The organism is Salmonella sp. 2020_1459 (assembly GCF_043847915.1).
Taxonomy (GTDB): Bacteria; Pseudomonadota; Gammaproteobacteria; order Enterobacterales; family Enterobacteriaceae; genus Salmonella; species Salmonella enterica.
The window spans coordinates 61359-87582 of record NZ_JBCMFA010000009.1; the positions used below are offsets into that span (position 1 = coordinate 61359).

Annotated in this window: 26 protein-coding genes and 2 pseudogenes; 19 read left to right on the forward strand and 9 right to left on the reverse strand. The window is 50.8% G+C overall.

What is annotated here, in order from left to right; all coding sequences use genetic code 11:
• Positions 1-8 precede the first annotated feature (8 nt).
• Genes fdxH through fdhE form a run of 3 tightly spaced genes read left to right on the forward strand, consistent with a single transcriptional unit; the run spans position 9 to position 2469 of the window.
• Complete coding sequence (gene fdxH / locus ACH0VJ_RS20875) at positions 9-911, forward strand: formate dehydrogenase subunit beta (protein WP_000331364.1); 903 nt, start codon at positions 9-11, stop codon at positions 909-911.
• Complete coding sequence (gene fdoI / locus ACH0VJ_RS20880) at positions 908-1543, forward strand: formate dehydrogenase cytochrome b556 subunit (protein ID WP_000829025.1); 636 nt, start codon at positions 908-910, stop codon at positions 1541-1543. Before fdxH ends, fdoI begins: the two co-directional genes overlap by 4 nt.
• Entirely contained in the window at positions 1540-2469 is a 930-nt protein-coding gene (fdhE, locus tag ACH0VJ_RS20885; RefSeq protein ID WP_000027732.1) for a formate dehydrogenase accessory protein FdhE, read from the forward strand. The genes fdoI and fdhE overlap by 4 nt, the downstream gene beginning before the upstream one ends.
• 46 nt (positions 2470-2515) lie before the next feature.
• Here the strand turns inward: fdhE and ACH0VJ_RS20890 are convergent, their stop codons facing one another.
• Positions 2516-2806, reverse strand: a complete 291-nt coding sequence (locus ACH0VJ_RS20890; protein ID WP_000362050.1) for a DNA-binding transcriptional regulator — start codon at positions 2804-2806, stop codon at positions 2516-2518.
• Entirely contained in the window at positions 2807-3118 is a 312-nt protein-coding gene (locus ACH0VJ_RS20895; protein ID WP_001159637.1) for a hypothetical protein, read from the reverse strand.
• 217 nt (positions 3119-3335) lie between these two features.
• Between ACH0VJ_RS20895 and ACH0VJ_RS20900 the strand changes: the two genes are divergently transcribed.
• The 3 genes from ACH0VJ_RS20900 (at position 3336) to ACH0VJ_RS20910 (ending at position 5105) form a co-directional block, all read left to right on the forward strand.
• Positions 3336-4265, forward strand: coding sequence for an alpha/beta hydrolase (locus ACH0VJ_RS20900; protein WP_001127708.1), 930 nt, complete (start codon positions 3336-3338; stop codon positions 4263-4265).
• Positions 4266-4350: 85 nt separating this feature from the next.
• Positions 4351-4662 carry a type II toxin-antitoxin system HigB family toxin gene (locus tag ACH0VJ_RS20905; protein WP_000558166.1) on the forward strand — a complete coding sequence of 104 codons (312 nt, stop codon included), beginning with the start codon at positions 4351-4353 and terminating at the stop codon, positions 4660-4662.
• A complete protein-coding gene (locus ACH0VJ_RS20910) occupies positions 4659-5105 on the forward strand; it encodes a type II toxin-antitoxin system HigA family antitoxin (RefSeq protein ID WP_001259009.1) in 447 nt (148 codons plus the stop codon). The genes ACH0VJ_RS20905 and ACH0VJ_RS20910 overlap by 4 nt, the downstream gene beginning before the upstream one ends.
• 14 nt (positions 5106-5119) lie before the next feature.
• Here the strand turns inward: ACH0VJ_RS20910 and fabY are convergent, their stop codons facing one another.
• The 6 genes from fabY to ACH0VJ_RS20940 all read right to left on the reverse strand — a co-directional run bounded on the left by fabY (position 5120) and on the right by ACH0VJ_RS20940 (position 9929).
• Positions 5120-6061: a fatty acid biosynthesis protein FabY gene (gene fabY, locus ACH0VJ_RS20915; protein ID WP_001518251.1), complete on the reverse strand. Its 942-nt coding sequence runs from the start codon at positions 6059-6061 to the stop codon at positions 5120-5122.
• Positions 6062-6105: 44 nt separating this feature from the next.
• Entirely contained in the window at positions 6106-6543 is a 438-nt protein-coding gene (gene dtd, locus ACH0VJ_RS20920; protein WP_000560969.1) for a D-aminoacyl-tRNA deacylase, read from the reverse strand.
• The gene (locus tag ACH0VJ_RS20925) at positions 6540-7412 is read right to left on the reverse strand and encodes a virulence factor BrkB family protein (protein ID WP_000921423.1); all 873 of its coding nucleotides are present in this window, start codon (positions 7410-7412) and stop codon (positions 6540-6542) included. The genes dtd and ACH0VJ_RS20925 overlap by 4 nt, the downstream gene beginning before the upstream one ends.
• Complete coding sequence (gene yihX / locus ACH0VJ_RS20930; RefSeq protein ID WP_000965695.1) at positions 7406-8005, reverse strand: glucose-1-phosphatase; 600 nt, start codon at positions 8003-8005, stop codon at positions 7406-7408. The genes ACH0VJ_RS20925 and yihX overlap by 7 nt, the downstream gene beginning before the upstream one ends.
• A gap of 190 nt (positions 8006-8195) precedes the next feature.
• Positions 8196-8999, reverse strand: coding sequence for a DeoR/GlpR family DNA-binding transcription regulator (locus ACH0VJ_RS20935; RefSeq protein ID WP_000059693.1), 804 nt, complete (start codon positions 8997-8999; stop codon positions 8196-8198).
• Positions 9000-9032: 33 nt separating this feature from the next.
• Entirely contained in the window at positions 9033-9929 is an 897-nt protein-coding gene (locus ACH0VJ_RS20940) for a sugar kinase (RefSeq protein WP_001520529.1), read from the reverse strand.
• A gap of 164 nt (positions 9930-10093) precedes the next feature.
• On the opposite strand from ACH0VJ_RS20940, the gene yihU reads away from it, so the two are divergent.
• From yihU to ACH0VJ_RS20995, 11 genes and pseudogenes are all read left to right on the forward strand, one after another.
• Positions 10094-10990, forward strand: coding sequence for a sulfolactaldehyde 3-reductase (gene yihU / locus ACH0VJ_RS20945; RefSeq protein WP_000268255.1), 897 nt, complete (start codon positions 10094-10096; stop codon positions 10988-10990).
• 22 nt (positions 10991-11012) lie between these two features.
• Positions 11013-11891, forward strand: a complete 879-nt coding sequence (gene yihT / locus ACH0VJ_RS20950; protein ID WP_001067410.1) for a sulfofructosephosphate aldolase — start codon at positions 11013-11015, stop codon at positions 11889-11891.
• 15 nt (positions 11892-11906) lie between these two features.
• Positions 11907-13148, forward strand: a complete 1242-nt coding sequence (gene yihS, locus ACH0VJ_RS20955) for a sulfoquinovose isomerase (RefSeq protein WP_000870949.1) — start codon at positions 11907-11909, stop codon at positions 13146-13148.
• A gap of 71 nt (positions 13149-13219) precedes the next feature.
• Positions 13220-14122: an aldose-1-epimerase gene (locus ACH0VJ_RS20960; RefSeq protein ID WP_024131638.1), complete on the forward strand. Its 903-nt coding sequence runs from the start codon at positions 13220-13222 to the stop codon at positions 14120-14122.
• Positions 14123-14210: 88 nt separating this feature from the next.
• A complete protein-coding gene (locus ACH0VJ_RS20965; RefSeq protein ID WP_000345334.1) occupies positions 14211-15086 on the forward strand; it encodes a sulfite exporter TauE/SafE family protein in 876 nt (291 codons plus the stop codon).
• Between the two features lie 123 nt (positions 15087-15209).
• Positions 15210-17246, forward strand: coding sequence for an alpha-glucosidase (locus ACH0VJ_RS20970; protein WP_000107276.1), 2037 nt, complete (start codon positions 15210-15212; stop codon positions 17244-17246).
• 45 nt (positions 17247-17291) lie between these two features.
• Positions 17292-18674: an MFS transporter gene (locus ACH0VJ_RS20975; RefSeq protein ID WP_000084233.1), complete on the forward strand. Its 1383-nt coding sequence runs from the start codon at positions 17292-17294 to the stop codon at positions 18672-18674.
• Positions 18675-18719: 45 nt separating this feature from the next.
• Positions 18720-20138: an MFS transporter gene (locus ACH0VJ_RS20980; RefSeq protein WP_001112785.1), complete on the forward strand. Its 1419-nt coding sequence runs from the start codon at positions 18720-18722 to the stop codon at positions 20136-20138.
• Between the two features lie 67 nt (positions 20139-20205).
• Positions 20206-20898 (forward strand): porin OmpL, encoded by a 693-nt coding sequence (gene ompL / locus ACH0VJ_RS20985; RefSeq protein WP_000838831.1) that lies wholly within the window; start codon positions 20206-20208, stop codon positions 20896-20898.
• A gap of 156 nt (positions 20899-21054) precedes the next feature.
• Positions 21055-21162, forward strand: a pseudogene (locus tag ACH0VJ_RS20990) (cytoplasmic protein); the annotation flags it as partial.
• Positions 21163-21234 (forward strand): annotated as a pseudogene (locus ACH0VJ_RS20995) (hypothetical protein); the annotation flags it as partial. It lies immediately after the preceding pseudogene.
• Positions 21235-21288: 54 nt separating this feature from the next.
• On the opposite strand, the gene typA reads toward ACH0VJ_RS20995, so the two are convergent.
• Positions 21289-23112 carry a ribosome-dependent GTPase TypA gene (gene typA / locus ACH0VJ_RS21000; RefSeq protein ID WP_000572064.1) on the reverse strand — a complete coding sequence of 608 codons (1824 nt, stop codon included), beginning with the start codon at positions 23110-23112 and terminating at the stop codon, positions 21289-21291.
• A 375-nt stretch (positions 23113-23487) separates the two neighbouring features.
• Here typA and glnA point away from each other — a divergent pair, with 375 nt between their 5' ends.
• Both glnA and glnL read left to right on the forward strand, forming a co-directional pair.
• Entirely contained in the window at positions 23488-24897 is a 1410-nt protein-coding gene (glnA, locus tag ACH0VJ_RS21005) for a glutamate--ammonia ligase (protein WP_001271699.1), read from the forward strand.
• A gap of 274 nt (positions 24898-25171) precedes the next feature.
• Entirely contained in the window at positions 25172-26221 is a 1050-nt protein-coding gene (gene glnL, locus ACH0VJ_RS21010; protein WP_000146190.1) for a nitrogen regulation protein NR(II), read from the forward strand.
• The last annotated feature ends 3 nt before the right edge of the window (positions 26222-26224 follow it).

Sequence of the window (26224 nt, forward strand, 5' to 3'; positions counted from 1 at the left end):
GACGACCTATGGCTTATCAATCGCAAGACATCATTCGTCGTTCCGCCACTAACGGTTTCACCCCCGCGCCCCAGGCGCGGGACCACCAGGAAGAGGTGGCGAAACTCATCGACGTCACCACCTGTATCGGCTGTAAAGCGTGTCAGGTGGCGTGCTCCGAGTGGAACGACATCCGTGATGAAGTGGGCAATAACGTCGGGGTGTATGACAACCCGGCTGATTTGACCGCGAAATCCTGGACGGTGATGCGCTTCTCGGAAGTGGAACAGAACGACAAACTGGAGTGGCTGATCCGTAAGGATGGCTGTATGCACTGCGCCGATCCCGGCTGCCTGAAGGCCTGTCCGGCGGAAGGGGCGATCATTCAGTACGCTAACGGTATTGTCGACTTCCAGTCCGAGCAGTGTATCGGCTGCGGCTACTGTATCGCTGGCTGCCCGTTCAACGTGCCGCGCCTCAACCCGGAAGACAACCGCGTCTATAAATGTACGCTGTGCGTTGACCGTGTGGTGGTCGGCCAGGAACCGGCCTGCGTGAAGACCTGTCCAACCGGCGCCATTCATTTTGGCTCGAAAGAGGATATGAAAACGCTGGCGGGCGAGCGGGTGGCGGAACTAAAAACCCGTGGTTATGACAACGCGGGTCTGTACGATCCGGCGGGCGTAGGCGGTACGCATGTCATGTACGTGCTGCATCATGCCGACAAGCCGAATCTGTATCACGGTCTGCCGGAGAACCCGGAAATCAGCGAAACCGTTAAGTTCTGGAAAGGCGTCTGGAAACCGCTCGCCGCGTTCGGTTTTGCCGCGACCTTTGCCGCCAGCGTCTTCCACTATGTCGGCGTCGGTCCGAATCGCGCGGAAGAGGAAGATGACAACCTGCATGAAGAGAAAGACGAGGTGCGCAAATGAAACGACGTGACACCATCGTGCGCTATACGGCGCCGGAACGCATCAACCACTGGATCGTCGCCTTCTGCTTCGTGCTGGCGGCGGTGAGCGGGCTGGGCTTTTTATTCCCATCCTTCAACTGGTTGATGCATATCCTGGGCACCCCACAACTGGCGCGAATTCTGCACCCGTTTGTGGGCGTGGTTATGTTTGCCTCGTTCATCATCATGTTTTTCCGTTATTGGCACCACAATCTAATCAATCGGGATGATATCTTTTGGGCGAAGAATATTCGTAAGATCGTCGTCAACGAGGAAGTGGGTGACACCGGGCGTTATAACTTCGGTCAGAAATGCGTATTCTGGGCGGCGATTATCTTCCTGGTGCTGCTGCTAGTGAGCGGGGTAATTATCTGGCGTCCGTACTTTGCGCCTGCTTTCTCAATCCCGGTGATCCGATTCGCGTTAATGTTGCATTCTTTTGCCGCAGTAGCGTTAATTGTGGTTATCATGGTGCATATCTACGCCGCCCTTTGGGTGAAAGGCACCATTACCGCGATGGTGGAAGGCTGGGTAACCCGGTCGTGGGCGAAGAAGCATCACCCACGCTGGTACCGAGAAGTCCGCAAGACAACGGAAAAAGAAACTGAATGAGTATTCGCATAATCCCGCAAGATGAGCTGGGGTCGAGCGAGAAACGTACGGCGGATATGATTCCGCCGTTATTGTTCCCCCGACTCAAAAACGTCTACAACCGCCGCGCCGAACGTCTGCGCGAGCTGGCTGAAAATAACCCGCTGGGCGATTACCTGCGCTTTGCCGCGCTTATCGCGCACGCGCAGGAAGTGGTGCTGTACGACCATCCGCTGGAGATGGATCTGACCGCACGTATTAAAGAAGCGAACGACCAGGGCAAGCCGCCGCTGGATATCCACGTGTTGCCGCGTGATAAGCACTGGCAAAAACTGCTGCATTCGTTGATTGCCGAGCTAAAACCCGAGATGAGCGGCCCCGCGCTGGCGGTGATTGAGAACCTGGAGAAAGCCTCAGAACAGGAGCTGGAGCAGATGGCCAGCGCGCTGTTTGCCTCGGATTTTGCCTCCGTCAGCAGCGATAAAGCCCCGTTTATCTGGGCCGCGCTCTCCCTTTACTGGGCGCAAATGGCCAGCTTGATTCCAGGCAAAGCCCGCGCGGAATACGGTGAAGCGCGCCAGTATTGCCCGGTGTGCGGTTCGATGCCGGTCTCCAGCATGGTGCAGATCGGCACCACGCAGGGGCTGCGTTATCTGCACTGTAACCTGTGCGAAACCGAATGGCATGTCGTGCGCGTAAAATGCAGTAACTGCGAACAGAGCCGCGACTTACACTACTGGTCGCTGGAAAATGAGCAGGCTGCGGTGAAAGCCGAAAGCTGCGGCGATTGCGGGACTTACCTGAAGATTCTCTATCAGGAAAAAGACCCGAAAGTGGAAGCAGTGGCCGACGACCTCGCCTCGCTGGTGCTGGACGCGCGCATGGAACAGGAGGGCTTCGCCCGCAGTACCATCAACCCGTTCCTGTTCCCGGGGGAAGGGGAATAAGTTCTCTGGTATACCGGCTAGCAATCTACGTTAGCCGGATCATTGCTCAATAACGCAATGCTTGTATAACGTTTCTCGGGTCGTTGGCAATGGCGCGAAGTAACGCTTTGGCTGGCCCTGTCGGTGAACGTCTTCCTTGCTCCCAGTTGCGCAGCGTATCCACGTTGACCGAAATCAGTTCTGCAAACTTAGATTGCGACAACCCAGATGCCTGCCGTATTTCTTTAATCTTCATTGCATCAATATGAAAGGTACGAGAAGGCTCACGGGTCCCTTCAATGATTTCATTCATTTGAGACATACTTTGAGTTAATCGCTCAAATAACACTTTATCCATCTACCACCTCTCATTCAGCATACGAAGCACCGCTTTTTCCTGCGGCGTGAGATCATCTTTAATGCCTTTTTGATAAATCAGAAGCAAGCGAATCTCATACCGTTGACTACGGTGAAAATAGATAATTCGCACGCCACTACGCTTTCCTTTGCCTCGCGCTCCCCAGCGCATTTTTCTCAGGCCGCCCGTTTCCTGAATGACATCACCACAATCTGGATACTGAGCCATAAAAACCTGAAGCTTATGGTATTCATCCTCATCGAGCAGTTTTTTAACATCTTCAGTAAAGAGTTCCGTTTCTATAAATTGCATATTCCATACGCCATTGGCTTATAGTAGTGAAAATAATCTATACGTCAATGGCGTATAGCATCATCATTTCACAGTACAAAAATTAAAAACCCAGCGCCAACCGCATTCCATTTTTTGCGAACCTCTATCCAGAATCATCATCCCCTCGTTTCACCACTTTCCATCCCCAACGAACCAGGTTATAAACTGTACATACATACAGTCAAAGGAGCGTTATATGCCACTGGAAAAAGGAATTGCCGAACTGGTCGCTGGGTTTATCGCCGCGGGACGCCCCTCTTCTCGCGAACAGAATATTGATGACCGGAGGGCGGGCTACATCGCCAGCACGACACTGGCAGGAGAAACAGAAACCCGCGTCCAGGTTGAAGATATTAAACTCAATGCCATGACGTTTCGCGTGGTTTCGCCGCTCAATGCCACAGGGAAATTACCCTGCATCATTTATTATCATGGTGGCTGCTTTGTCAGCGGCGGTTTTGCCACTCACGATAACCAGTTAAGGCAGTTAGCTTTTTACAGCCGTTGTCGCGTGATTGCGGCACAGTACCGACTTGCACCAGAGCACACCTTCCCGGCCGCACATAACGATGCCGAAACCGGAGCTAATACTATCTGGAAATATGCCCAGAAACTGGGGATAGATCGCGAGAACATTACGCTTGCCGGTGACAGCGCGGGTGGGCATCTGGCGCTGGTCACCGCGCTACGCCTGAAAGCCGCCCGTCAATGGCAACCTGCACAGCTGATTCTGATCTACCCCATGCTGGACGCAACCGCCAGGTTTGCGAGCTACACCTGTAATGGGCTGGATTACATTATCACGCGTGACACGCTGCTTTCAGGCTACGAGATGTATATGCCGCGAACCGATCCACTGCATCCTGAAGCCAGTCCGCTCTGGCGTGAGGACTTCGCCGGACTGCCATCCACGCACATCATTACTGCCGAATTCGACCCACTGCGCGATGAGGGCGAGGCCCTGTATCAACGGTTCCAGGAACAGGGTGTGGAATGCACTTGCCAGCGCTATCTCGGTGTCATCCATGGCTTTTTCCAGCTAGGAGGCGTGAGCCAGGCGGCACGAAGCGCCATGCGAGATGTGGCCTGGCGTGTTGTAAGCCCATCAACAGGCAAAATGACCTAAAATTCAATTTTGTTTTCAACTTGAAAACTGGATAACGTTGCGCTAAATTGTTTTCAGGTTGAAAACTTTGTAATGGAACTACATTGTGCATGTTATCAGCCGAAAACCGTTCAATGAAGCGATGCTCATGTATCCAAACCATGAGCTTGCCCTCACTGAGTTGCTGAATGTTCTGGAGAAAAAAACATTCACTCAGCCTGAAGAGATGAAGCGGTATATTCCTTCACTGGATAATTTTAAGTACAGAGATAAATGGTGGGTGATTGATGTTTCTGGTAACAGCCTGAGACTCATTTCCTACATAGATTTCAGGTTACATAAGATATTTGTGAAACATATCGTTTCCCATGCCGAATATGACAAACTGACCGCATATTATCGGGGTAATAAAGAATGAGAACTCATCGTCAGATGGATGCAACCAGCGCAAAAAAGATCGTTGATACCTTCAGCGATGCGGTAAAAAGCGTCCCACTGATGGGGGAAGACCGAAATGACAATGAGTATCGCAGGGCACTAGCGCTAGTGGAGTTTCTGGTCGACCACGACGATCTTGAAAACCCACTATTTGAATTGCTCTGTGCCCGAATCAGTGAATACGAAAAACATGCGCCGGAATTCAAAGCACTCAATCAACACCTGGAGAAAACGCCCCCTGGCGTTTCAGTATTGCGAACGCTCATGGATCAATACGGTCTCAAAGCAGCAGATCTTGCCAACGAACTTGGTTCTAAATCGAACGTCAGCAACATCTTAAATGGCCGCAGAGCACTAACGGTTAATCATATTAAAGCGCTTACACAACGCTTTAAACTACCAGCGGATGCCTTCATCGAGTAGTTGGATATGTCCAGCTACTCCTCCTCATTCCCGCCCTCTTCATACGGGCCGAACGGTTTCGCGGGTAGTACGATATAAATGCCTTCGAAAATTGCCCCAGCGGTCTCGCCGCCCAACAGTTCAACCTGCAACTGGACTCGCGCTTTTTTACCCCGCGCCAGCCTGTCCAAATCACCGCTTAGCGACCCCAAATCAGCCACGGCGTTTGGCTTTCCGCTAATGGGTTTACTGTAGCGAATATGGGCGTCAGCAAGAATAATCGTCCCGCCCAGGTGGCGTTCACGGAGCATCAGCCAGATAAGTCCCCATCCGGTCAACGTCGCCAGGGAGAACAGGCTGCCGGCAAACACCGTGTGATGCGGATTTTGATTACCGGTTTCCGGCATCGTGGTGATAAATTTTTGCCCGGTGTACTGCTGAATGCGCACCCCCATCTTTTCACTCAATGGAATGTGCTCATACCAGGCCTGCTGAAGCTGCCCGCACCAGTCGCCGCGATGCAGGATATCATCCAGCGATGCTACCGGTTTAATCATCAGAAAATGGCGGATTGGCGTGGTTGTGGGCGTAGTAATCTCCCCCTGATTGACAAACCCGAGTTTGGCAAAGAACTCAACCGCATCTTCGCGCGCACTGCAGGTGACGCGCTTAACGCCTTCCTGGCGGGCAACAGACTCCAGGGTCATCGCCATTAATGTCCCCAGCCCTTTATCCTGTACCGAGGGATGTACAGCCATAAAACGGATAGACGCCTCGTTATCTGCATTGATATAAAGGCGGCCCACTGCAACTAAATTTCCTTCTTCGTCCACCACCATTTGATGGTGCGCCAACGCATCCCAGCCATCCCGTTCCGACCCTTTCGGCTGGTGCAGCGGTTTACGCAGCATCTCCCAGCGAAACTGGTAGTAACGTTCTAATTCTTCTTCTGTTTGCGGAACTCGAAGGTGATACATAGCCGTACTCTCTCTTGTTATCCGCGGCCACGCCGGAAGCTGACTCATACCTGGAGCCAGAATGTCACGGGACCGTCATTAACCAGCTCAACCTGCATATCGGCAGCGAAGCGTCCGGTTTGCGTGTTTATCGCCTGCTGGCGGCAGCGTTCGACAAAATATTCATAAAGCGCCTGCGCGCGATCCGGCGCAGCCCCGCCGGAAAAGCTTGGCCGCATACCGCGCTCGGTATCTGCCGCCAGCGTAAACTGCGACACCACCAGCACGCTGCCGCCAGCCTGTTGTACATTCAGATTCATCTTGCCGTCAGCATCGCTGAAGATACGGTATCCCAGCACGCGCTCGCACAGACGATTCGCTTTTTGTTCGTCATCTTCTTTTTCGACACCCAATAACACCAAAAGTCCTGGGCCGATTTCACCCGTCACCTCGTCCTCCACGGTGACGCTGGCACGGGTTACGCGTTGAATTAATGCAATCATGGTTGGTCAGCTTCTTCTTGTTCTGCGGCTTGTTTGAGTTTTCGGTATTCCCCGAGAGTGACAGTTATTTCTGCGCCAAGCAAGACTATACACCAGGTCCAGTATACCCAGACAAACAGGATAGGGATCACTGCCAGTACGCCATAAATGAGCTGATATGACGGGAACATGGTGATATAAAGCGCGAAACCTTTCTTTCCGGCCTCGAACAGCAACGCTGCGACAAACGCGCCGACAAGGGCGTCACGGTTCGGTACGCGAGTCGTTGGGACAATACTGTAAAGTAACCAGAATGAGATCCACGAGAGCAGCAGCGGAAGGATGCGCAATACATTGTCGATGACCGTATTCAGATCGCTGGCCCAGCGTAAAGAAAGCAGGTAGGAGCTGATCGCCAGGCTGGCGCCAGCGAGAAGCGGGCCGAGCGTGAGGATCATCCAGTACACCGCAAAAGAGTACACTTTTGGCCGTGTGCGTTTGCTGCGCCAGATAGTGTTTAAGGCGCTATCAATGGCGTACATCAACAGCAATGCCGTCACAATCAGTCCACAGGCGCCCACCGCCGTCATTTTGTTGGAATTAGCGACAAACTGCTCAATATAGCGCTGAATCACGTCTCCGGTGGCTGGCATAAAGTTAGCAAAAATAAAATGGCGTAACTGAATGCTGACATCAGAAAACATCGGAAAAGCAGCGAAAAGGGCAAAAACGACGGCAATAAGCGGTACTAAGGAGAGTAATGAGACATAGGCGAGATTTCCCGCCAGAGTCGTCATATTATCCTCATCAATACGCTGCCATAATAGCTTGAGCCAGGCCCGAACAGGGCGCGTATGGCGTCCAGCTTTTTGGTGAACGGTTTTTAGCATAACAGCTTCGCGAAATAGTCAGGGATGGTGGCTTTATCCTTCACCAGAATGCTGGTGATCCCCAACTGGTTGGCCCCTTCTATATTATCGGCATTGTCGTCGAAAAAGACCGCATCGGCAGCGGAAAAACCTTCTTTCTGCAGGACGTGCTGATAAATACGCGCTTCCGGCTTACGCATTCCCAAATCCTGCGATAAATAGATATGGTCGGCGGCAGCGCGCACCTCCGGGTATTCCTCCGGCCAGAAGTGGGTATGCAGTCGGTTAGTATTGGATAGCACCACCACGCGATGCCCCTGCTCGCGCAGTTTATGCATGATAGCAATCACTTCGGGCCGTAATCCGACAAATACCGCCTGCCAGCCGTGCGCAAATTGTTCATAACTGAGCGATAACGCCATTTCATGACAGAAAGCTTCAGCAAACGCTTCGTCCGTTATCTCACCGCGTTCATGTTGGTGAAAAGTCTCGCCCATCGTAAATTTTTGCTTCAGCGAAGCCAGCGGTACTCGACTCAGATCGCTCCACACACCTAATACGCGGTTAAAGTCGATGTCGACAATCACATTACCTAAATCAAAGATGTAGAGCATGTCATTCTCCTTGCTAACCGGGGATGAATAACTGTAGCGGGAAAGGAGAAGTTTGACTATGTATCCCTTTATAAATCAATTAACAAAAAGACAATAGAAACGCAGGCGATGTTCAATATCGCCTGCATCACAGCGCCGTTTTATTGGCTGGATAAAGCGCTGACGCGACCATCCGGCGCAAGGGCGCTTGTCACGCTGAAACGGCGTCGTCCAGCGAAGGACTCACCTGAACCACTTCGATTTGCTGGGATTGAAGTAAATTCTGTAATGCCGGACCGGGATACTCGTCCGTAAACAGAGCGGTAATCTGTGACACATTGCCGATCTCAACCGCCGCAGAAGCATGGTATTTCGTATGATCGGCGGCCAGCAGAATATGTCGCGAGTGGGCCATCATGGTTTTCACTACGCTGGCTTCGTTGACATCAAACTCCAGTAACGCGCCATCGCTCTCTATCGCGCCTACGCTGGTGACGAGATAGTCCGCCCGGAACCCCGCGACAAACGCCGCCGCGGATGGCCCGATAATGCCGCTATTATGCGGGCGCAGCGTGCCGCCAGGCACCATCACTTCAAAGCGAGGGTTATTATAAAGAATGTGCGCGACGCGCAGGCTATTGGTGATAATGCGCAGATGATTATGGTTGAGCAGCGCGCGCGCCACCTGCTCAACCGTCGTTCCAATCGTGATAAATATCGTGGAGCCATCCGGAATATAGTCAGCCACGGCTTCCGCAATGGCTTTTTTCTCTTGCGTCCAGGAGACCTCTCGCTGCTCAAAGGCGGTATTGACCACACTGGACGCTCTGCCAGCGCCGCCGTGATGACGCGTAATCAGCCCCTGCTCGCTTAATTTACGAATATCGCGGCGAACCGTCTGGGTAGAGACCTCCAACAAACTGGCTAACTCATCGATATTCATATAGCCGCGCTCATCAATAAGCATTAACAGCCGATCGTGTCGCGGATTACCGGTCAGTTCGGTAAGACTCATGAGCATTCCTCTAAAAGCTTCCTACTGCTCATATTATACAAAAAGTGACAAGAAAGATCGGGTTTGCTCACAATCAGGGATACCCGCCCGGCCACCTGGGCGCGTACACTTCAGCGCGGCAACGCCGCTGGCGAATCTGACAGCCTCTTCGATGGCGTATCCGCTTGCCAGGCCAAATGCCAGTGCGCCATGAAAAACATCGCCCGCGCCGGTAGTATCCACCACCTCCACGGTAAAACCCGGTTGGTGGCGTACCGCCGCTTTTTCCAACCAGTTGCAGCCTTCACTGCCTCGCGTGACATAGACATGTCCATTTGTGAGCATTTGTGCTTTTTTTAGCGCATCAATGGCTTCGCTCATCCCCGTCAGGCGTGCCAGCCCTGGCTCGGAGAAGGCGGCGTGGTCGCTTAATGCCACCAGCTCGCTAATATCCTGCGGCGTAATATCGCCATCAAGAACAGTCATGACGCCAGCCTGACGCGCCAGCGTAAACGCCTGTTTTGCGCCGTCATGCCAGCGCACATCCGCCAACACCACATCCCACTGCGAAAAATCGATGTCGTTAAGCCAGTCGGCGTCAGGTAATAAATCCGGGCTGGGATAATTAACGATAATCCGCTCTCCTTTGGCATCCACCATAATCGCTGACTGCGACGACATGGCCTGCGTGTAGCGGCGGGTATAGCGGGTATTTACCCCCAGGGATTCCAGTTCCGCCAGCAGGCTGTTTCCGGTGTCGTCATCGCCCACACGGCCAATAAAGTCCACCTGCGCGCCCAATTTCGCCGCAGCCACGGCAGCGGTCGCCGCAGGCCCGCCGCCCACTTCCGTATAGCGCTTCGCCACATATTTACCCCCTTCTGTCGGTAATCCTTCCACGTAATAGATGCGATCCATCACGGTAATACCTACACAAGCAATACGAACCATGGTCATTCCTCAAGCATTTTCGATGTGCTCATTTTAATTTCACGAAATGTTTAAAAAGTGACGGCTGTCAATTTTTTGACTATAAATTACAAATACGATCACAAACAGACAGAAAAAGGCTCATTAATGACAAAAAATGACACCACCGTGTTCAGGAGAACGATATGGCAGTTATAGCATTTATCGGGTTGGGACAGATGGGCTCCCCTATGGCGAGCAATCTGCTAAAGCAGGGCCATCAACTCAGCGTCTTCGATGTTAATCCCGACGCCGTACAGCGTCTGGTAGACAAAGGCGCGCAACCTGCAAGCAGCCCGGCTCAGGCAACCATCGGCGCTGAATTTGTTATCACCATGCTCTCGAACGGCGATCTGGTTCGTTCCGTTTTGTTTGGCGAGCAAGGCGTTTGTGAAACTCTTTCCCGTGAAGCGCTGGTCATTGATATGTCCACTATTCATCCGTTGCAAACCGATAAGCTGATTGCCGACATGCAGAGCAAAGGGTTCAGCATGATGGATGTGCCGGTAGGCCGGACATCCGACAACGCGATTACCGGCACATTGTTGCTGCTGGCAGGCGGTACGGCGGAGCAAGTAGAGCGTGCTACCCCTGTTCTGATGGCGATGGGTAATGAGCTGGTCAACACCGGCGGCCCGGGAATGGGTATTCGCGTAAAACTGATCAACAACTACATGAGTATTGCGCTAAATGCGCTCTCCGCCGAAGCCGCCGTGCTGTGTGAAGCGCTGGGGCTTTCCTTCGACGTGGCTTTAAAAGTGATGAGCGGCACTGCCGCAGGCAAAGGGCATTTCACCACCACCTGGCCGAATAAAGTGATGAAAGGGGATCTGTCTCCCGCCTTCATGATCGATCTGGCGCACAAAGATCTTGGCATCGCGTTGGATGTCGCCAATCAACTGCACGTACCGATGCCGCTCGGCGCCGCCTCCCGTGAAGTTTATAACCTGGCGCGGGCCGCAGGCCGCGGTCGGGAAGACTGGAGCGCCATCCTGGAACAGGTGCGCATCAGCGCCGGGCTGACCGCCAACGTAAAAAAGTAACGACTGTATAAAGGAAAATTGAATGAACAACTACACCATCAAAGACATTACGCGAGCGTCCGGCGGGTTTGCCATGCTGGCTGTCGATCAGCGCGAGGCGATGCGTTTAATGTTTGCTGCTGCTGGTGCGAAAACACCCGTTGCCGATAGCGTGCTGACGGATTTCAAAGTGAATGCGGCGAAAATTCTTTCCCCGTATGCCTCTGCCGTTCTGCTGGATCAGCAGTTCTGTTATCGCCAGGCCGTAGAACAAAACGCGGTCGCTAAAAGCTGCGCCATGATCGTCGCGGCGGATGATTTCATCCCGGGCAACGGTATTCCCGTTGATAACGTGGTCATTGATAAAAAAATTAATGCGCAGGCGGTAAAACGGGATGGCGCGAAAGCCTTAAAACTGTTGGTGCTGTGGCGCAGCGATGAAGACGCGCAGCAGCGTCTGGATATAGTCAAAGAATTCAATGAATTATGTCACTCCAATGGTTTGCTGAGCATTATCGAACCGGTTGTTCGTCCGCCGCGCTGCGGCGACAAGTTCGATCGCGAGCAGGCGATTATCGATGCGGCCAAAGAGCTGGGCGACAGCGGCGCCGATCTTTACAAAGTTGAAATGCCGCTCTACGGCAAAGGCGCGCGTTCCGATCTTCTTACCGCCTCACAACGCCTGAATGGGCATATCAATATGCCGTGGGTCATCCTCTCTTCCGGTGTGGACGAAAAACTGTTCCCTCGCGCGGTCAGGGTCGCCATGGAAGCTGGCGCATCCGGGTTCCTGGCGGGACGCGCGGTCTGGTCATCAGTGATTGGTTTACCGGATACCGAGCTGATGCTACGTGATGTTTCCGCGCCTAAATTGCAACGTTTAGGTGACATTGTCGATGAAATGATGGCTTGTCGCCGCTAATACGAGGATGAAAGAATGAAATGGTTTAACACATTGAGCCACAACCGCTGGCTGGAGCAGGAAACCGACCGCATCTTTAATTTCGGTAAAAACGCCGTGGTGCCGACAGGCTTCGGCTGGCTGGGAAATAAAGGGCAAATCAAAGAAGAGATGGGCACCCATCTTTGGATCACGGCGCGTATGTTGCACGTTTATTCCGTGGCGGCGTCGATGGGCCGACCGGGCGCTTATGATCTGGTTGATCACGGCATCAACGCCATGAACGGCGCGCTGCGCGATAAAAAATACGGCGGCTGGTATGCCTGCGTTAACGATCAGGGCGTGGTGGATGCCTCTAAACAGGGTTATCAACACTTCTTCGCCTTGCTGGGCGCGGCCAGCGCCGTCACGACCGGGCACCCTGAAGCCAGGAAATTGCTGGATTACACCATAGAAGTGATTGAGAAATACTTCTGGAGTGAAGAAGAGCAGATGTGCCTGGAGTCCTGGGACGAAGCCTTTAGCAAAACCGAAGATTACCGTGGCGGTAACGCCAATATGCACGCCGTCGAAGCGTTCCTGATTGTTTATGACGTTACTCATGACAAAAAATGGCTGGATCGCGCTATCAGAATCGCATCAGTCATTATTCATGATGTAGCCAGAAATAATCATTACCGTGTTAATGAACATTTCGATTCACAGTGGAATCCTATCCGCGACTATAACAAAGAAAATCCAGCACACCGTTTCCGTGCATTTGGCGGTACTCCAGGTCACTGGATCGAATGGGGTCGTTTAATGCTGCATATCCACGCAGCACTGGAAGCCAGATGCGAACAACCCCCTGCATGGCTGCTGGAAGACGCGAAAGGTCTGTTCCACGCTACGGTACGTGATGCCTGGGCTCCGGATGGAGCAGACGGCATTGTGTATACCGTTGATTGGGAAGGGAAACCCGTTGTACGTGAACGTGTACGCTGGCCAATTGTAGAAGCGATGGGGACAGCCTATGCCCTCTATACCGTAACAGGAGATCGTCAATACGAAACCTGGTATCAAACATGGTGGGATTACTGCATTAAATACCTGATGGACTATGAAAATGGTTCCTGGTGGCAAGAATTGGATGCTGACAACAAGGTGACCACTAAAGTCTGGGACGGTAAGCAGGATATATACCATCTTCTGCACTGTCTGGTAATTCCACGCATCCCGCTCGCTCCAGGGCTGGCACCAGCCGTAGCAGCAGGTTTGTTAGATATCAATGCGAAATAAATAAGCCTGGTAACGACGGCATATCAGCAAATGAACGTTGCATATGCCGTTGTTTAGTAAGGGTATCTAATATTAAGGTGATATGTATGCATAGTGGTGGGAATACGATATTACTCGCTGCAGGTGATTACCGGGCGCAAATAGTTTCAGTGGGTGCCGGTCTTGCCGAATTAACCTGGCAGGGCAAGCATCTGGTTATACCTCATAAACCAGAAGAGATGCCTCTTGCTCATCTGGGTAAGGTATTAATCCCTTGGCCAAATCGTATTGCCAATGGTATCTATCAGCATGATGGGCATGAGTATCAGTTGCCGATTAATGAACATGGCTCTAACGCCGCTATTCACGGCTTGCTTGCATGGAGAGACTGGCAAGTCGATGAATTAACAGCCACAAAAGCCTCGTTCTCCATATTTTTACCGCCAAGCTATGGCTACCCATTCGCATTGATTTCGCAGGTTATTTACTCACTGGACGCAACAACAGGGCTGTCCGTTGAAATAATTAGCCAAAATATCGGCGATAAACCAGCACCTTATGGCGTCGGTGTTCACCCCTACTTAACCTGTGACTTAGCACCTGTTGATGATTATACGCTGCAACTTCCTGCAAAAGAGGTTTTTGCTTTCGATACACAGTCTAACTCATCAACGTTACTACGCGTCGATGAGCTGAATCTGGACTATTCCATCCAACAAAAAATTGGTGATAAACGGATTGATCATACTTTCAAAACTTACAGCGAGCGATGGGAGGCGAAAATTATTAACCATCAACAGGAACTGGCTGTTAGTTTATGTTCCGATCAACCGTGGCTTCAGGTCTATAGTGGCGAAAAGTTGAATCGCCGGGGATTAGCTATCGAACCGATGAGTTGTCCGCCGAATGCCTTTAATTCTGGGATCGACTTACTATTACTTAAACCAAAACAACAGCATATATTGTTTTTTAATATTTGTGGTGAATGCATATAGTTCATGTATTTATTTGTGCAGGATACCTATTACCCTGACTTAAAACAGTCAAAGTAATATTTTAGAATTTGATAATGAAGGAATTATAATGGATTTCTTTAATTTATTTACACCTGATGGCGTGATGTTGGAACCTGGTGTTATATACACCGTTATCGCCTTAATGTTTCTTTATACATTCGTAGGAATATGTGCTGGCTTTGGTGGTGGATTGACTACCATGCCGCTCATAACCCTAATGCTACCTGTAAAAATGGCAACACCACTTTCTGTTATTGTCGGAACAGCGACCGCCATTTATGCCACATGGTTATCTCGTAAAGAAACGGACTGGCGATCGGCTGCCGTTCTTATCGGCTTCTCTTTTCTTGGCATTCCGGTAGGTTTATATGCACTTTCCTATCTACCTGATCACATAATGAAAATAGGATTGGGTGGTTTTCTTATTCTCTACTCATTCTACAGTATGTTTATTCCCCGTCTACCCATCTATGACAGACGTTGGATTGCTGCACCGTTAGGGGCGATAGCTGGGGCGCTAGGAGCGGCCTTTTCCACAAATGGACCGCCAGTTGTGATGTATGGAATGCTACGTAACCTTGGCCCAGCCGCTTTTCGCGGTACGCTGAATGCATTCTTTACGGCAAACAACATTGCAGTTGTCGGCGGCCTGGCAACCAGTGGAATATTAACAATTTCAACATTTAAACTGGTTATTTTCTGTATCCCTACCATGATACTCGGTTCCTTAGTCGGGCAATATGTTCATAAGCGTATTTCGGTAAAAGTATTCCGCGTTTTAGTATTTTTATTATTAATTGCTTCGGGTGCAATGTTAATAAAAGGTGCATTAGGTGTTTCAGCGGCTACTGCGCTTCTACCACCATTTGTACTGTTGGCAATATTACAAATACTTTTAGGCAAAAAAATTGCTGAGATTCGTAAAGTGGATGCCAGCAAATAATAAGTGCTTACTTTGTTCAGGCGCTACTTCAAGAGTAGCGCATAACTATTTAAGGCTAATGAATAATAACGAATCATAAACAATCAGTATGCTCGCGTTCCTCAATTTCATGGAGAATATTTTATGAGCACGCAAAGTAAGCATTTATCCTCTGTCCTGATAGAAAAGAACATTGAGGGCTTTACGCTGACGTACCACCAGCGCCTGATTTTACGCCACAGCGCCGAAAACCCCTGTCTGTGGATTGGCGCGGGCGTTGCCGACATTGATATGTTCCGCGGCAACTTCAGCATCAAAGACAAACTTAACGAGAAGATTGCATTAACAGAGGCCACGGTCAGCGAGCTACCCGACGGCTGGCTGGTACAATTCAGCCGTGGCGCAACAATTAGCGCCACCCTTCGCATCTCCGCCGATGAGGCGGGACGCCTGAAGCTGGATCTGCAAAACGACGACCTACACCATAACCGTATCTGGTTACGCCTCGCGGCTAATCCAGACGACCATATCTACGGCTGCGGCGAACAGTTCTCTTATTTCGATTTGCGCGGCAAGCCGTTCCCGCTGTGGACCAGCGAACAGGGCGTTGGCCGTAATAAAACCAGCTATGTCACCTGGCAGGCAGACTGTAAAGAGAATGCCGGCGGCGACTATTACTGGACCTTCTTCCCGCAACCGACCTTTGTCAGCACGCAGAAGTATTACTGCCACGTCGATAATAGCTGCTATATGAATTTCGACTTCAGCGCGCCGGAGTATCACGAACTGGCGCTGTGGGAAGATAAAACTACGCTGCGTTTTGAGTGTGCCGCCACCTACATCGCCCTGCTGGAAAAACTGACTGCGCTGTTAGGCCGCCAGCCGGAGCTGCCGGACTGGGTTTACAACGGCGTCACGCTAGGCATTCAGGGCGGTACGGAAGTTTGCCAGCAAAAACTGGATACCATGCGCAACGCAGGCGTAAAAGTGAACGGTATTTGGGCGCAGGACTGGTCCGGTATCCGCATGACCTCCTTTGGCAAGCGCGTGATGTGGAACTGGAAGTGGAATAGCGACAACTATCCACAGCTGGATAGCCGGATCAAACAGTGGAAAGAACAAGGCGTCCAGTTCCTCTCTTATATCAACCCATACGTCGCCAGTGATAAAGACCTCTGCGCTGAGGCGGCGAAACACGGCTATCTGGCGAAAGACGCCACGGGCGGCGACTATCTGGTCGAGTTTGGCGAATTCTATGGCGGCGTGGTCGATCTGACCAATCCTGAAGCTTACGACTGGTTCAAAGACGTCATCAAAAAGAACATGATCGCGCTCGGCTGCAGCGGCTGGATGGCGGATTTCGGCGAATATCTGCCGACCGACACGTATCTGCACAACGGCGTCAGCGCCGAGATCATGCATAACGCCTGGCCTGCGCTGTGGGCGAAATGTAACTACGAAGCGCTACAGGAGACCGGCAAACTCGGCGAGATCCTGTTCTTTATGCGTGCGGGTTACACCGGCAGTCAGAAATATTCCACCATGATGTGGGCAGGCGACCAGAACGTTGACTGGAGCCTTGATGATGGTCTGGCCTCTGTAGTGCCTGCGGCATTGTCGCTGGCGATGACCGGCCATGGTCTGCATCACAGCGATATCGGCGGCTACACCACCCTGTTTGACATGAAACGCAGCAAAGAGTTGCTGCTGCGCTGGTGCGATTTCAGCGCCTTTACGCCGATGATGCGCACCCATGAAGGCAACCGCCCCGGCGATAACTGGCAGTTTGACGGCGACGCGGAAACTATTGCCCACTTTGCCCGCATGACCACCGTCTTTACCACGCTGAAACCGTATCTCAAGCAGGCGGTGGCGCAAAACACGGCTACCGGTCTGCCGGTCATGCGTCCGCTATTCCTGCACTACGAGAACGATGCCACAACCTACACCCTGAAATATCAATATCTGCTCGGTCAGGATCTGCTGGTCGCGCCGGTTCACGAGCAGGGGCGTTGCGACTGGACGCTGTACCTGCCGGAAGATCACTGGGTGAATATCTGGACCGGCGAAGTTCACCACGGCGGTGACATTACCGTGGATGCGCCCATTGGCAAACCGCCGGTCTTCTATCGCGCGAAGAGCGAGTGGGCTTCACTTTTTGCTTCTTTACGGAATATCTAATACGGCTCGCCCGCAGGGAAACCTGCGGGCAGATGGAGAAAAATAATGAGTCAGACCTCTGCTGATCCGGCAACGCTACGCCTGCCGCTTAAAGAAAAAATAGCTTATGGCATAGGCGATCTGGGTTCCAATATTCTGCTGGATATTGGCACACTCTATTTGTTGAAATTCTACACAGATGTCCTCGGTCTTCCGGGAACCTATGGTGGGATTATTTTCTTAATCGCTAAATTCTTTACCGCATTTGCCGATATGGGCACTGGTATTGTGCTCGACTCGCGGCGAAAAATAGGACCGAAAGGTAAATTTCGCCCGTTCGTTCTGTATGGCTCATTCCCAGTAGCACTGTTGGCTACAGCCAACTTTATAGGAACACCGTTAGAAATTACGGGCAAAACGGTCGTCGCAACGCTGCTGTTTATGCTGTATGGATTATGCTACAGCCTAATGAACTGCTCTTATGGCGCGATGGTGCCAGCTATAACCAAAAATCCAAATGAACGTGCCTCGCTGGCAGCCTGGCGCCAGGGCGGATCCACCTTAGGCCTTCTCATTGGCACCGTTGCTTTTGTACCAGTAATGAATTTGATTGAAGGCAATCAACAATTGCAATATGGCGTAACCGCTGCTCTTTTCTCGTTATGCGGGCTGCTATTTATGTGGCTTTGCTATGCGGGTGTCAAAGAGCGTTATGTCGAGGTCAAACAGGCTGATTCCGCACAAAAAGCAGGAATTTTGCAATCCTTTCGCGCCATCGCCGGTAACCGCCCGTTGTTTATTCTGTGCGTCGCCAACCTTTGCACCCTTGCGGCATTTAATGTCAAACTGGCGATTCAGGTCTACTACACCCAGTACGTGCTGAACGATCCGATTCTGTTGTCCTATATGGGATTCTTCAGTATGGGTTGTATCTTCATCGGCGTATTTTTAATGCCTACCGCTGTACGCCGTTTTGGTAAGAAAAAAGTCTATATCGGCGGACTGCTAATTTGGGCCGTGGGTGATTTGCTTAACTACAGCTTCGGCGACAGTTCGGTGAGCTTCGTGGCCTTCTCCTGTCTGGCATTCTTTGGTTCAGCATTCGTCAACAGCCTGAACTGGGCGCTAGTCTCGGACACAGTGGAATATGGTGAATGGCGTACAGGTGTTCGTTCCGAAGGGACGGTTTATACCGGGCTCACCTTCTTTCGCAAAATGTCCCAAGCGTTGGCTGGATTTTTTCCCGGATGGATGCTTACTCAAATTGGCTACATACCCAACGTGGTGCAATCAACCAGCACTGTTGAAGGATTACGTCAGTTGATCTTCATATATCCTTGTGCCCTCGCAGTGTTGGCCATGATTACAATGGGCTGTTTTTACAACCTCAACGAGAAAATGTACATACGTATCGTTGAGGAAATAGAAGCACGTAAACGTACTGCTTAACAATAATGATGACTGATGCCCTTCGGGGCGTTGTAAGGAGTGGTTATGCCTGACCATGATCCGCTAACGCTAAAACTAAGCTTGAGAGAAAAACTCGCTTACGGTGCGGGTGATATTGGCTCTAATCTAATGCTAAGCATTGGCACATTATATTTGCTCAAGTTTTACACAGATGAGCTAGGAATGCCTGCATATTATGGCGGGGTTATTTTCCTCATAGCAAAATTCTTTACTGCATTTACAGATATGCTAACCGGATTTCTTCTCGATTCTCAAAAAAACATTGGAATCAGAGGGAAATTTAGACCTTTCATTCTGTATGCAGCAGTACCATCAGCAATTATTGCGACAGTTCAGTTTATTGCTACAACATTTAGTCTGCCGATAAAGACCGCTATTGCTACCGGTCTATTTATGTTATTCGGACTGTTTTACAGTCTAATGAACTGTTCATATGGCGCTATGATCCCAGCAATAACAAAAAATCCAAATGAACGCGCACAACTGGCAGCTTTCCGGCAGGGAGGGGCAACAATAGGATTATTAATCTGTACGGTTGCTTTTATTCCACTTCAATCTTTATTCTCTACAACTACCATTGGTTATGGTTATGCAGCCTTAACTTTCTCTATCTTTGGTTTCATTTTTATTATGTTATGTTATAAAGGAACCAAAGAACATTACATTGAACCCCCATCGCCGGGACATAAGGCAAGCATCATCAAATCATTTTGTGCAATTTTTCACAACCCACCACTATTAGTTCTATGCATTGCAAATTTGTGTACACTAGCAGCATTTAATATCAAGCTCGCTATTCAGGTTTATTATACCCAATATGTACTAAATGACATTAACCTATTATCCTGGATGGGTTTTTTTAGTATGGGCTGTGTAATTATTGGTGTTTTGTTAGTTCCCTGGACCGTAAAATGCTTTGGCAAGAAACGCGTGTATTTAGCAGGTATGCTTTTATGGGCCGCGGGCGATGTTTTAAATTATTTTTGGGGTTATAACTCCTTTTATTTTGTCATTTTTTCTTGTATCGCCTTCTTCGGTACCGCTTTCGTCAACAGCCTGAACTGGGCGCTGGTTCCGGATACGGTTGACTATGGTGAATGGAAAACGGGTATTCGCGCTGAAGGCTCGGTGTATACGGGTTATACCTTTTCCCGAAAAATTTCCGCTGCGCTTGCTGGCTTTTTGCCAGGTATTATGCTGACGCAAATCGGTTATATCCCCAACATAGCTCAAAGTGACACCACGTTGCTTGGTTTGCGTCAGCTCATTTTTTTATGGCCTTGCGGTCTTGCCATTATCGCAGCACTAACGATGGGCTTTTTTTATAAGCTCAATGAACAACGTTTCGCTTTTATTATCGAGGAAATTGCCCAACGAAAGAAAACAGGTAATCAAATTGTCGCGACTAATAATAAACAAAGTATTTCTACTGTAAATAATTAAACGACGTTTGCCGCTTTATCCATCCCGATGGATGGCGGCTTCCCTATATTTGAAAAATGGATTTATTATGAAATCTCTGAATACTCTAGTGATATTAACTTCTGTAATATCCACCTCTGTTTTTGCTGGCGCTTATGTAGAAAACCGTGAGGCCTATAACCTGGCGTCTGACCAAATGGAGTTTATGCTGCGCGTCGGCTATAACTCCGATATGGGGGCCGGAATTATGTTGACCAATACCTATACGCTACAGCGTGATAATGAATTAAAGCACGGTTATAATGAGATTGAGGGCTGGTATCCGTTATTTAAACCTACAGATAAATTAACCATCCAGCCTGGCGGGTTAATAAACGACAAAAGCATTGGTTCCGGCGGCGCCGTCTATCTGGATGTTAACTATAAATTTACCCCGTGGTTTAATCTTACGGTACGTAACCGATATAATCACAATAATTATAGTTCAACCGATTTGAATGGCGAACTGGATAATAATGACAGCTATGAAATCGGTAACTATTGGAATTTTATCATTACCGATAAATTTTCTTATACCTTTGAACCACACTATTTTTATAACGTTAATGATTTTAATAGTAGTAATGGTACGAAGCATCATTGGGAAATCACCAATACCTTCCGTTATCGTATCAATGAACACTGGTTGCCCTATTTTGAATTACGCTGGTTAGATCGTAACGTGGGCCCCTACCATAGAGAGCAAAACCAGATTCGTATCGGGGCGAAGTATTTCTTCTGATATTATTGCCTCCATTTTCCGAATCTGCATCACAGCGGGTAGTTGTTCTGCCCGCTCATTCATCCTGAATCAGACTCCCGATATCCCGCCTCTAAGCGCCATGATAATATTCGCAAAGCGTTTTACCATATTCATGCTTATAGAGAAGGGAAACAAATGAATAAGCGATTTAATATTGATTGGGACAATGAATTAACCCAGGAACAGCTCATTAATTTGATTTTAACCGATGAAGATCTGCCAAAGCTTCGCTCACTGACCATTGTCATTGGTCGGCATAATACGCCAGCGATTGCTGATTTTTTGGCAACCTTATCCCTTTCTCAACGTGAATAAAAAAACCCCGCCGAGTTTTCATTTCGGCAGGGTTTTTATCCGTAAGAGCGTTAATTACTCTTCTTTCTGACCACGGTTCGCACGGCGGCGATCGTTTTCCGTCAGGTGACGTTTACGGATACGGATAGAGGTTGGGGTGACTTCTACCAGTTCGTCGTCATCAATGAACTCCAGCGCTTGCTCAAGGCTCATTTTAATTGGCGGAACCAGAATCACCGCTTCATCCGTACCAGACGCACGCATGTTGGTCAGTTTCTTACCGGTCAGGCAGTTTACCGTCAGGTCGTTGGAGCGACTGTGAATACCAATAATCTGGCCTTCATAAACTTCCGCGCCGTGACCCAGGAACAGCTTACCGCGATCCTGCAAACCGAACAGCGCAAACGCCACCGCTTTACCCTGACCGTTGGAGATCAGTACGCCGTTCTGACGCTGGCCCACTTCACCCGGACGAATATCGTCGTAATGGCTGAAGGTGGAGTACAGCAGACCCGTGCCGGAAGTCATGGTCATGAATTCTGAACGGAAACCAATCAGCCCGCGGCTTGGGATCACGTAGTCGAGACGTACGCGGCCTTTACCGTCCGGATTCATGTTTTTCAGATCGCCTTTACGCTCGCCCAGCGCCTGCATGACAGACCCCTGGTGCTGCTCTTCGACGTCCAGCGTCACGTTTTCGTACGGCTCTTGTTTACGACCGTCGATTTCACGGAAGATAACTTTCGGACGGGAAACCGCCAGTTCGAAACCTTCACGACGCATATTTTCAATCAGCACGGACAGGTGCAGTTCGCCACGACCGGATACACGGAACGCATCCGCATCTTCGGTTTCTTCAACGCGCAGCGCCACGTTATGCACCAGCTCTTTGTTCAGACGGTCAAGAATCTGACGAGAAGTCACAAACTTACCTTCTTTACCGCAGAACGGCGAGGTGTTAACGCAGAAGAACATAGACACGGTCGGCTCATCAACGGACAGCGCCGGCAGCGCTTCAACGTTCTGCGGGTCGCAGATGGTGTCGGAAATGTTCAGCTCGCCCAGACCGGTGATCGCAATGATATCGCCCGCTTCGGCGATATCGCTGTCGATACGCTCCAGACCCAGATGCGTCAGCACTTTACCTACTTTCGCGTTACGGGTTTTCCCTTCACTATCGATGATAGTGACCTGCTGGTTCGGCTTCACTTTGCCGCGTTTGATACGGCCGATGCCGATAACGCCAACGTAGTTGTTGTAGTCCAGCTGGGAGATCTGCATCTGCAACGGACCATCGAGGTCAACGTCCGGCGCCGGAACATGATCAACGATCGCCTGATACAGCGGGGTCATGTCTTCCGCCATATCTTCGTGGTCCAGACCCGCGATACCGTTCAGCGCCGAAGCGTAGATGATCGGGAAGTCCAACTGTTCGTCGGTCGCGTCGAGGTTAACAAACAGGTCGAATACCTGGTCAACAACCCAGTCAGGGCGCGCGCCAGGACGGTCAACTTTGTTGATAACCACAATGGGTTTCAGGCCATGAGCAAAGGCTTTTTTGGTCACGAAGCGCGTTTGCGGCATCGGGCCGTCAAATGCGTCAACCACCAGCAGCACAGAGTCAACCATGGACATGACGCGCTCTACTTCACCACCGAAGTCAGCGTGCCCGGGAGTATCAACGATGTTGATACGGTAATCATTCCATTTAATAGCGGTGTTTTTAGCGAGGATAGTAATACCACGCTCTTTCTCCAAATCGTTGGAGTCCATCACTCGCTCTTGAGTTTCGGCACGCGCGTCGAACGTACCGGATTGCTGGAGCAGCTTATCAACCAGGGTAGTTTTACCATGGTCAACGTGCGCGATGATGGCGATGTTACGCAAATTTTCGATCACAACTTTGCCTCAGGCATTAGAAATAGCGCGTTATTGTACACGGATTAATCGCACTACAAAACAGGATCACAAACATCCTCCGCAAACAAGTATTGCAGAGTCTCTTTGTGATCGCTTTCACGGAGCGTTAAAAGGGTGGCTTGCGTTCTATTGCACCAATGTGGTGCTTAATGTTCACATTGAAGCACTATTTTGGTGCAACATAGTCACCGTGGTGCAGCCCTTTTGCACGATGGTGCGCATGATAACGCCTTTTGGGGGCAATGTGAAAGTTGGCACAGATTTCGCTTTATATTTTTACGGCGACACGGCCAGCAGAATTGAAGATCTCGTTACCACGACGACCGACCATGACCAATCCGGGAGAGTACAAGTATGTCCGCTGAACACGTTTTGACGATGCTGAACGAGCACGAAGTGAAGTTTGTCGATCTGCGCTTCACCGATACCAAAGGCAAAGAACAGCACGTCACGATTCCTGCTCATCAGGTAAATGCCGAATTCTTTGAAGAAGGCAAAATGTTTGACGGCTCCTCTATCGGCGGCTGGAAAGGCATTAACGAATCCGACATGGTGCTGATGCCAGACGCATCCACCGCAGTGATTGACCCGTTCTTCGCGGACTCTACCCTGATTATCCGTTGCGACATCCTGGAGCCTGGCACTCTGCAAGGTTATGACCGTGACCCACGTTCCATCGCAAAACGTGCGGAAGACTACCTGCGCGCGACCGGTATCGCCGATACCGTCCTGTTTGGGCCGGAACCTGAATTCTTCCTGTTCGACGACATCCGCTTCGGCGCATCTATCTCCGGCTCACATGTGGCGATTGACGATATTGAAGGCGCCTGGAACTCCTCTACCAAGTACGAAGGCGGCAACAAAGGCCATCGTCCGGGCGTGAAAGGCGGTTATTTCCCGGTTCCGCCAGTTGACTCCGCGCAGGATATCCGTTCTGAAATGTGTCTGGTCATGGAGCAGATGGGCCTGGTCGTTGAAGCGCACCACCACGAAGTAGCGACCGCAGGTCAGAACGAAGTGGCGACCCGCTTTAACACCATGACCAAAAAAGCCGACGAAATTCAGATTTACAAATATGTCGTGCATAACGTGGCTCACCGCTTCGGTAAGACCGCGACCTTTATGCCAAAACCGATGTTCGGCGATAACGGTTCCGGTATGCACTGCCACATGTCGCTGGCGAAGAACGGCACCAACCTATTCTCTGGCGACAAATATGCCGGCCTGTCTGAACAAGCGCTGTACTACATCGGCGGCGTCATCAAACACGCCAAAGCCATCAACGCCCTGGCGAACCCGACCACCAACTCCTACAAGCGTCTGGTCCCGGGTTACGAAGCGCCGGTGATGCTGGCCTACTCCGCCCGTAACCGTTCCGCCTCCATCCGTATTCCGGTGGTGGCGTCTCCGAAAGCGCGCCGTATCGAAGTTCGCTTCCCGGACCCGGCGGCTAACCCGTATCTGTGCTTTGCCGCCCTGCTGATGGCCGGTCTGGACGGGATTAAGAATAAGATTCACCCGGGCGAAGCCATGGACAAAAACCTGTATGACCTGCCGCCGGAAGAAGCGAAAGAGATCCCACAGGTAGCGGGTTCTCTGGAAGAAGCGCTGAACGCGCTGGACCTGGACCGCGAGTTCCTGAAAGCAGGCGGCGTGTTCACTGATGAAGCGATCGATGCGTATATTGCGCTGCGTCGCGAAGAAGATGACCGCGTGCGTATGACCCCGCACCCGGTAGAGTTTGAGCTGTACTACAGCGTTTAATCGTATATTAAAAATCCGACGAATTTCGCGTTGCTGCAAGGCGGCAACTGAGCACATGCCCAGGAGCATAGATAGCGATGTGACTGGGGTAAGCGAAGGCAGCCAACGCAGCAGCAGCGTGAAAGGCGTCAGGAGTTTTTGAGTTGCCGTGGAAACTTTCAGCCCATCCCAGGATGGGCTTTTTTCTCCACCAACAATCTGATCTCACGCGCTTTTTAGTGGTAAAAAGCTATAATGCACTAAAATGGTGCAACCTTTTCCAGGAGACTGCTGAATGGCAAGCGGCATACAGCCCGATGCTGGGCAGATCCTCAATTCGTTAATCAACAGCGTGCTGGTGGTCGACGACGCGCTGGCAATCCATTACGCCAATCCTGCCGCGCAGCAGTTGCTCGCGCAAAGCTCACGCAAACTGTTCGGGACGCCGTTACCTGAACTGTTGAGCTATTTTTCGTTAAACATTGACCTGATGCGCGAAAGTTTAGCGGCAGGGCAAGGCTTTACCGATAACGAAGTGACGCTGGTGATTGATAGTCGCTCGCATATTCTCTCTTTGACCGCCCAACGTCTGCCCGACGATTTTATACTGCTCGAAATGGCGCCGATGGATAACCAGCGTCGTCTGAGTCAGGAGCAGTTGCAGCACGCGCAGCAAATCGCCGCCCGCGATCTGGTGCGCGGTCTGGCGCACGAAATCAAAAATCCGCTCGGCGGCCTGCGCGGCGCGGCGCAGCTACTCAGCAAGGCGCTGCCCGACCCGGCGCTAATGGAATATACCAAAGTCATCATTGAACAGGCCGACAGGCTACGCAACCTTGTCGATCGTTTGCTGGGGCCGCAGCACCCGGGAATGCACATTACCGAGAGCATACATAAAGTCGCGGAGCGCGTGGTGGCGCTGGTGTCGATGGAACTGCCGGATAATGTCCGGCTTATCCGCGATTATGACCCCAGTCTGCCAGAACTGCCGCACGACCCGGAACAAATTGAGCAAGTACTGCTGAATATTGTCCGCAATGCCTTGCAGGCGCTGGGGCCGGAAGGCGGCGAAATTACGCTGCGTACGCGTACCGCCTTCCAGTTAACGCTGCATGGCGAACGCTATCGCCTGGCGGCGCGTATAGACGTTGAAGACAATGGGCCGGGCATTCCTCCCCATTTACAGGATACGCTGTTCTACCCGATGGTCAGCGGTCGCGAAGGCGGCACCGGGCTTGGGTTATCTATCGCCCGCAATCTTATCGATCAACACGCCGGCAAAATTGAATTTACCAGTTGGCCGGGGCATACCGAGTTTTCGGTTTACCTGCCGATTCGGAAATAGAGG